Raw genomic sequence first — 6,171 nt, 5'->3', positions numbered from 1 at the left:
GATGCCCTCGTCGCTCGCATTGGTGACGACAAACAGGTGGATGGGGCCATGCTCGCCCGGGTCGCGGCCCCAGGCTATCTGCTTTGCGGCGGCCGCCTTGATTTGCTCGGCCAATGGCGGAAAGCGGAAATACTGATTCTCGATATAGATAAAGCTGCAGGCGTTGTTGACCACCTGCAAATACATTTTCTCGATATCGAACTTGCCGTGTTCCGGCTGAGTGCGCAGCACCTGGGCCATGACCCGCACGCCGGTTTTTGGCAGCATTTTGAGCGCCGTCGCGGCAGGTTTTCGGGTGGTTTGCAGCGCTTCGCCGGTGGCGCGGTCCCATGCCTCGCAGAAGTTCTGGTTCAGATATCGGAGAATCGAGCCGGTGACCCGGCTTGAAATGTCCTGCCGTGGTGTCGCGCCATTCCGACCCTGATCGCCCGTCAGGCGGACCGCGCTGTGGTCGTCCTTGTCCCAGTACGGGTCGAGCATGTTGTGGCCCATGACATAGCCAACTGCCCGGTCAGGCAATTCATAATCGACCAGCACCATTTTCTGGTGGTGCGTCGGCACGATCGCGCCCATGATCGCGCCGGCTTGGGCCTTGTTGCCGGCAGAGCGCGTATCGTCGGTCCCCCACAAGGCGGTGCGAAATGCGATTTCCAGCCGGTTGGACAGGCCAAAATCCCGCACGACAAATTCGACATTGACCAGCTTCGGCAGCCCCAGCAATGCCGGCAACTTTTCCATGATCTGCGATGGAACCGGTCCCTTTAATATCTTGGCGGTGGGTGAGGTGCGTGCGGCCCGCCAATGCCAGTACCGGTTGAAGTCCGTGGGATTGACGCGGGGATTGGGCGGGCGGGAGAACCATGGATGCTGATGCATGCGGTCAGGCAGGTTCGGCTCGTCGCCCATTTCCGTCATGCCGGGAATGCCGAATACTTCGCCGCCCCAACTCAGCAGGCGGACCTTTACCCCGCGCTTTCCCGCTGCTTCGAGCAGGTCGCCAATACAGGGCGTGCCGCGTTCCCGGGCGCCGCGCTTGAAGAACATCGATGGCTGGAAGCCCCAGCAGATAATGTCGACACTCTTCTGCGCGGCGGCAATGGTGTCATGGAGATCGCCGAATGCCTCTTCACCATTCACGAGGGGATGAAAGGTGCAGGGCTGGGGCGCATATTCGACGCGCTGGACGAACCACGGCAGCGTAATGACTGCCGAACTTCTACGCGAAAGCGCGATGGGCGTGGTGATGGTTTGTCGGGTCATGCCTGAGCAGCTCCAGTGCCGGTGCAGCCCTGAAAAAGCTGCGAACTCGGCATACTAGGAGCGGCAATCAGCGCCCAACAATCGTACTAGTTCGAAAATGCGTGGTAATCGTTCACCGCCCGAGGATCTCTCAGACGCTGTCAGAACAGCGCCGTGGTCATCAGCGCCTTGGCCACCAGCGGCCCCTCGTTAGCACCGTCGGCGTAGACCGACACTTCGAGCGACACCTGCCGCTTGCCCCGACGGATCACCTCCGCTACCGCGCGTAACGCCACGCCATCGGCGGGCGCCAGGTACTGGATCGACAGCGCCCCGGTGGCGCCGCCGCGTACCACCTCCAGATCCACGTTCGAGAACGCCGCCGCCGCGCCGGCCACATCGATCAGCGTGGCGATCACCCCGCCATGCACGACCTTCCGCACCGTCACGTTGTTCGGGCTGAACGGCAGCACCAGCTCCACGCGGTCCACCGCCAGCGCATCCAGGCGGATGCCCAGCGTGCGCGCCACCGGCGATTCCATCAGGACGGACGCCACCATCGCGGCCAGGCGCGGGTCCACAGTCGATTCAGGCATAGGAAGGCTCCAGAACATACGGCATGGGACGAATTCGATTCCACCCAGCCTAGCTGGCACCGCCCATTCGCTCAATGACCTGCGGGGTAGTTGAACCTCCTGAGCCTCCTGCGGCACACCAAACCGCCGGGGCGCCGGCCGGTATAATGGCCACCCAAACGTTCCAGCCGTCCCCGCCCCACCCCTGCATGCCTGCCGAACCGTCCGACATTACCGAAGCCCAGGGTCTCAGTGACCGGCCCGACAGCCCCTGCATCGGCATCTGCTCCACCTTGTTCGATGAGATCTGCCAGGGTTGCGGCCGCACCGCCGTCGAGGTCAGTAACTGGGTGTTCTACTCCGATGCCGAAAAGCAGGTGATCTGGGACCGCATCACGCGCGAGGGCACTGCGCGCCGCTTCAGCCAGGGCTGAGGGATCCGGGGATGACCCCGGTCAGCCGCTTCTCCATATCCTCGACTTCGCGCCGCGCCACGCGCTCGCGGGCGAGTTTTCGCCAGCTTTCCGCCAGCGGCGCCAGTTCCGCCATCTCGGCCAGCGCTGCATGGTTGAGGCGGTCGACATAGAGCACGTGCAGCAGCCGCTGCAGGCTCCATTGCGGGTAAGGCCGTGCGGCCAGCACCAGCCGGTCCCCGGCGCGCACCTCGCCTTCCTCGATCACCCGGTAATACCAGCCCGTGCGCTGGCTCTGCTGCACCGCGCGCGACATGCCCGCGTAGCCAAAGCGGTGATTGAGCTTCCAGCATGGCTGGCGCGCCTGCGAGACCTCCACCAGCGCCGAACCGAGCCGGAACTGGTCGCCGATGCACACGTCCGCTTCCGTCAAACCCCGGGTGCTCAGGTTCTCGCCGAAGGCACCGGGGCGCGACAGGACATCGGTCACGCCATCTTCCCGCGCCAGTTCCGCCGCCCAGGCCGGGTAGTGATCGCGCGGATAGTGATGGACGGCCTTTTCCCGGCCGCCGTGATGGCGCGGATCGCCCTGCTCGTCCCCAGCCAGCCCGAGCGTGGTCACACGCAGCGATCCGTCCTGCAACTGCTTGTCGATGCCGCTCGGCACCCCCTTCGGGCCGAACGGGCGCACCTTGCCCGCGAGCAAGGCGTCGATGGCGATATCGATGTCCGGCACGGTCACAGCCCGGCCTCGTCGAGCCAGCGCATGAACATGCGCTCCCCGGCGGCGGCCACGGTGGCGCCGATCTCGGCGGTGCGGCGGCGGATGGTGCGCGGGTCGATGCCGGCCTTGGCCAGTTCCACGGTATGGCCGATCAGCCAGGTCTCGATGTCGCCGGGCAGCACCTCGGGGTGGAATTGCAGCGCCAGCACGTGCTGGCCGATCGCGTACGCCTGATGCGGCGTGCCGGCCGTGGAGGCCAGCAGTTCGGCGCCAGGCGGCAGGTCGAAGGTGTCGCCGTGCCAGTGCAGCACCTGCCAGTCGGCGTCCGCCAGCGCCGCGAGTGGCGAGCGCAGGCCGGCCTCGGTCGGCGTAACTGGCCCCCAGCCAATCTCGCGCGTGCCCGGATAGACGCGCGCGCCAGATGCCGCCGCGATCAGCTGCGCGCCCAGGCAGGCGCCGATCATCGGCCGCCGCGTGCCGAGCCGCTCGCGGATCACCGCGATCTCCGCCTCCAGCCACGGATAGGCCTCGGTTTCATAGACCCCGATCGGCCCGCCCAGCACCACCAGCAAATCTGCCGGATCGGCCGCGACCAGCGTCAGGTCGTCCACGCCGGCCTGGAACACGCGGATCTCGTGCCCGCGGTCGCGCACGGCATTCGCAATCACACCGGCATGCTCGAACGGCACATGCTGGATCACGTCGGTGCGGCGTCGGGTCTCGGTCATCGTCAATTCTCCTGATGCTTAGGGTGCGCCGGCTGGCCGGAGCACCAATGTGTCGAACGCGTCGCCGCCGGGATTGCGGCGTGGCGCGCCAATCGTAATGAACTGTACTGCCGCCCAGCGCTCGGTCCAGTCGCGGTAGTGCGGAGATAAGGCATTGCCCGATTGTCCCGTCGAGGTCATGAAGCGGGAATGGGACAAATCTGAAAGGTCGTAAATCGCGCGCAGGCTGGCCGCGTGCACGCTCTCGAACGGCGCGGCCTCGTCGCGGAGGGCGTGACGGCCGACATCCACCGTATACGTATCACCGCCAGTCGGCACGCGCACGTTGAAAAACCCTGACAAGTACGAAACCTTGCCGAATGGCTTGTGCTCGGCGCGCGCCGTATGGGCCCGGCCCCAGCGCCATTTTTCCGGATTGCTGCCATAGCGGGTGTCCAGGTCGGCGATGGCCCGCTGCCAGGCCAGGCCGATGGTCTCCGCGCAGGTCTCGCGCGTCGGCGTACGAGTGTTGTCGCACCAGAACGCGCCGGCGCCGTTCGGGGCGCGCAGCGCGTTGAGCATCGGCAACTGCACGTTGCGCTGGTCCCAGAGCCGGTTGAACTGGGTTTCGTCCAGCTTGTCCTCGAACAGCAGCCGCGACAGCTCGCGCAGCCACGCGGTGGCGACCAGCGGCTCGGCGCGGTCCGCCGCCATGTTGGCATCCCACTTGCGCAGGGCATCGAACAAGGCGCGCTCGCGGTCCGGGCGCTTGGCGTCGCTGGCCACCGGGGCGGCCAGCAGCAGCGGCAAGGCGTCGCGCACGGCCAGCGAGAGCACGTCCTTCTGGATGGCCGCGAAGGTGTCCGGCGTATGGCGCGGGGTGGCCTCCAGCAGCGCCCGGATGCGGTCGTGGCGGTACGGCACCGTCCACTCGCTGGTGATGAAGTACGGGTAGTCGTCGGCCACGATCTTCTGGTTAGCCGTCACGATCATGCCGTCCGGCGGGTTGAAGCGGCGCGGCAGCGCGTCGAACGGCACGAAGCCGGTCCAGTCGTAGCGCGCATCCCAGCCCGGCGCCGGCGCGAGGCCCTTCAGGTCGTTGTCCGCCCGGCGCAGCGGCACCCGGCCCGGCGCGATATAGCCGATATTCCCGTCCACATCGGCATAGACGATGTTCTGCTGCGGCGCGTGGAGGTCCCGCATCGCCGCCAGGAAGGTGTTCCAGTCGCGCGCGCCGGCCAGCTTCAGGCCGCCTTCGAAGGTCTTGTCGTCCGGGCGTAGCGCGGTCCACTGAAACGCCACCACGTACTGCGCGCCCAGCGGCTTGGCGGCGATGGTCAGCGGCTCGGCCACATCGGAAAGCACCGGGCCGTGGCGCGTGGCCCGGACGGTCAGGTTCACGTCCGGCGCGCCTTTCACGCGGATGGTCTCGGTGCGGGTCTCGAACTCCGCCCAGCCGTCCGGCGTCTGGTAGCGGGTGGGGTGCGCGGGATCGATCCGTTCTATATAGAGGTCCTGCACGTCCGGCGCGGTATTGGTGAAGCCCCAGGCAATGCGCGCGTTGTGGCCGAGCACGACCAGCGGAATGCCGGGCAGCGTGGCGCCCGTTACGTCGAGCCCCGGCGCCTGCATCTGGGCGAAGTACCAGAGCGACGGCGCCTGCAAGCCCAGGTGTGGGTCATTGGCCAGCAAGGGCTTGCCGCTGACCGTGTGGGCGCCCGAGACCACCCAGTTGTTCGATCCCATGCCCTCCACATAACCCGCCGGCGCCCGCTCCACCACGCTCGCCATGGCTGTGGCCACGGGCGCGAGTTGGCGATAGAAGGCCGCGTAGTCCATCGTGCGCAGCGGCACATCGCCCGGATACGGCGCGAGGATCTCGGCGATGCGCGCCGTCGGCAGTTGCTGGGCCAGTCCCATGCGCAGGACCTCCTGCGTCCAGTTGCCGCCCAGGTCCCACGCCATCATGGTCTGCCAGCCGAGCGTGTCGACGGGCTCCCAGCGCTCGGGCTTGGTGCCGAGGATCAGGAACTCGGGGGGGAGCGCGGACTTGCGCGTATCGATAAACGCGTTCACGCCATCGGCATAGGCTTGCAGCGCCGCGCGGGTCTCGGGGGAAGTCTGGGCGAGGATGGCCTCGGCGTTTCGCCGCACCCCGAGCGTGCGCAGGAAGCGGTCGGTGTCCAGCGCGCCAGGGCCGAGGATCTCCGCCAGCCGGCCGGCCACCACGCGCTTGTTCATCTGCATCTGCCAGAGCCGGTCCTGCGCGTGGACGTAGCCGAGCGCGTAATAGGCGTCCAGCACGTGGGCGGCCTGGATGTGCGGCACGGCGTTGCGGTCCCGCACCACGACGACGCGGTCGTGCAGGCCGGGCAGGATCAGCGTGCCGGCCGTGTCCGGCTGCGAGGCCTGGCGATACCAGGCATAGCCGCCCACCGCACCCGTCGCCAGCAGCAACAGGAGCGAGAGCAGCCAGCCGCCGAGCCGTTTCCACCAGCGCATCGTATTCCTCC

General features: G+C 67.1%; 6 protein-coding genes. 1 reads left to right on the top strand and 5 read right to left on the bottom strand.

All coding sequences use genetic code 11. From position 1 onward, the window contains the following. Window positions 1-1,260: phospholipase D-like domain-containing protein (locus AC1EJR_RS22145; RefSeq protein WP_441645153.1), on the bottom strand; the 1,260-nt coding region annotated here is incomplete at its 3' end. A gap of 140 nt (window positions 1,261-1,400) precedes the next feature. Beyond that, window positions 1,401-1,835: a PaaI family thioesterase gene (locus AC1EJR_RS22140; RefSeq protein WP_092297739.1), complete on the bottom strand. Its 435-nt coding sequence runs from the start codon at window positions 1,833-1,835 to the stop codon at window positions 1,401-1,403. Window positions 1,836-2,023: 188 nt separating this feature from the next. Between AC1EJR_RS22140 and AC1EJR_RS22135 the strand changes: the two genes are divergently transcribed. Next, window positions 2,024-2,248, top strand: coding sequence for a DUF1289 domain-containing protein (locus AC1EJR_RS22135; protein ID WP_092297733.1), 225 nt, complete (start codon window positions 2,024-2,026; stop codon window positions 2,246-2,248). On the opposite strand, the gene AC1EJR_RS22130 is transcribed toward AC1EJR_RS22135, so the two are convergent. From AC1EJR_RS22130 to AC1EJR_RS22120, 3 genes are read right to left on the bottom strand one after another with little or no spacing between them, the layout of a single operon-like run. Continuing rightward, on the bottom strand, window positions 2,235-2,969 hold the full coding sequence (locus AC1EJR_RS22130) for an MOSC domain-containing protein (RefSeq protein ID WP_477113714.1): 735 nt from the start codon (window positions 2,967-2,969) through the stop codon (window positions 2,235-2,237). The two genes, AC1EJR_RS22135 and AC1EJR_RS22130, sit on opposite strands and share 14 nt — an antisense overlap. Beyond that, the gene (locus AC1EJR_RS22125) at window positions 2,966-3,679 is read right to left on the bottom strand and encodes a glutamine amidotransferase (protein WP_092297728.1); all 714 of its coding nucleotides are present in this window, start codon (window positions 3,677-3,679) and stop codon (window positions 2,966-2,968) included. Before AC1EJR_RS22125 ends, AC1EJR_RS22130 begins: the two co-directional genes overlap by 4 nt. Before the next feature lie 18 nt (window positions 3,680-3,697). Next, the gene (locus tag AC1EJR_RS22120; protein ID WP_477147551.1) at window positions 3,698-6,160 is read right to left on the bottom strand and encodes a penicillin acylase family protein; all 2,463 of its coding nucleotides are present in this window, start codon (window positions 6,158-6,160) and stop codon (window positions 3,698-3,700) included. Window positions 6,161-6,171 lie beyond the last annotated feature (11 nt).

It is taken from the genome of Cupriavidus sp. 05T42, assembly GCF_056396345.1.
This window is presented reverse-complemented; position numbering and strand designations above follow the sequence as displayed.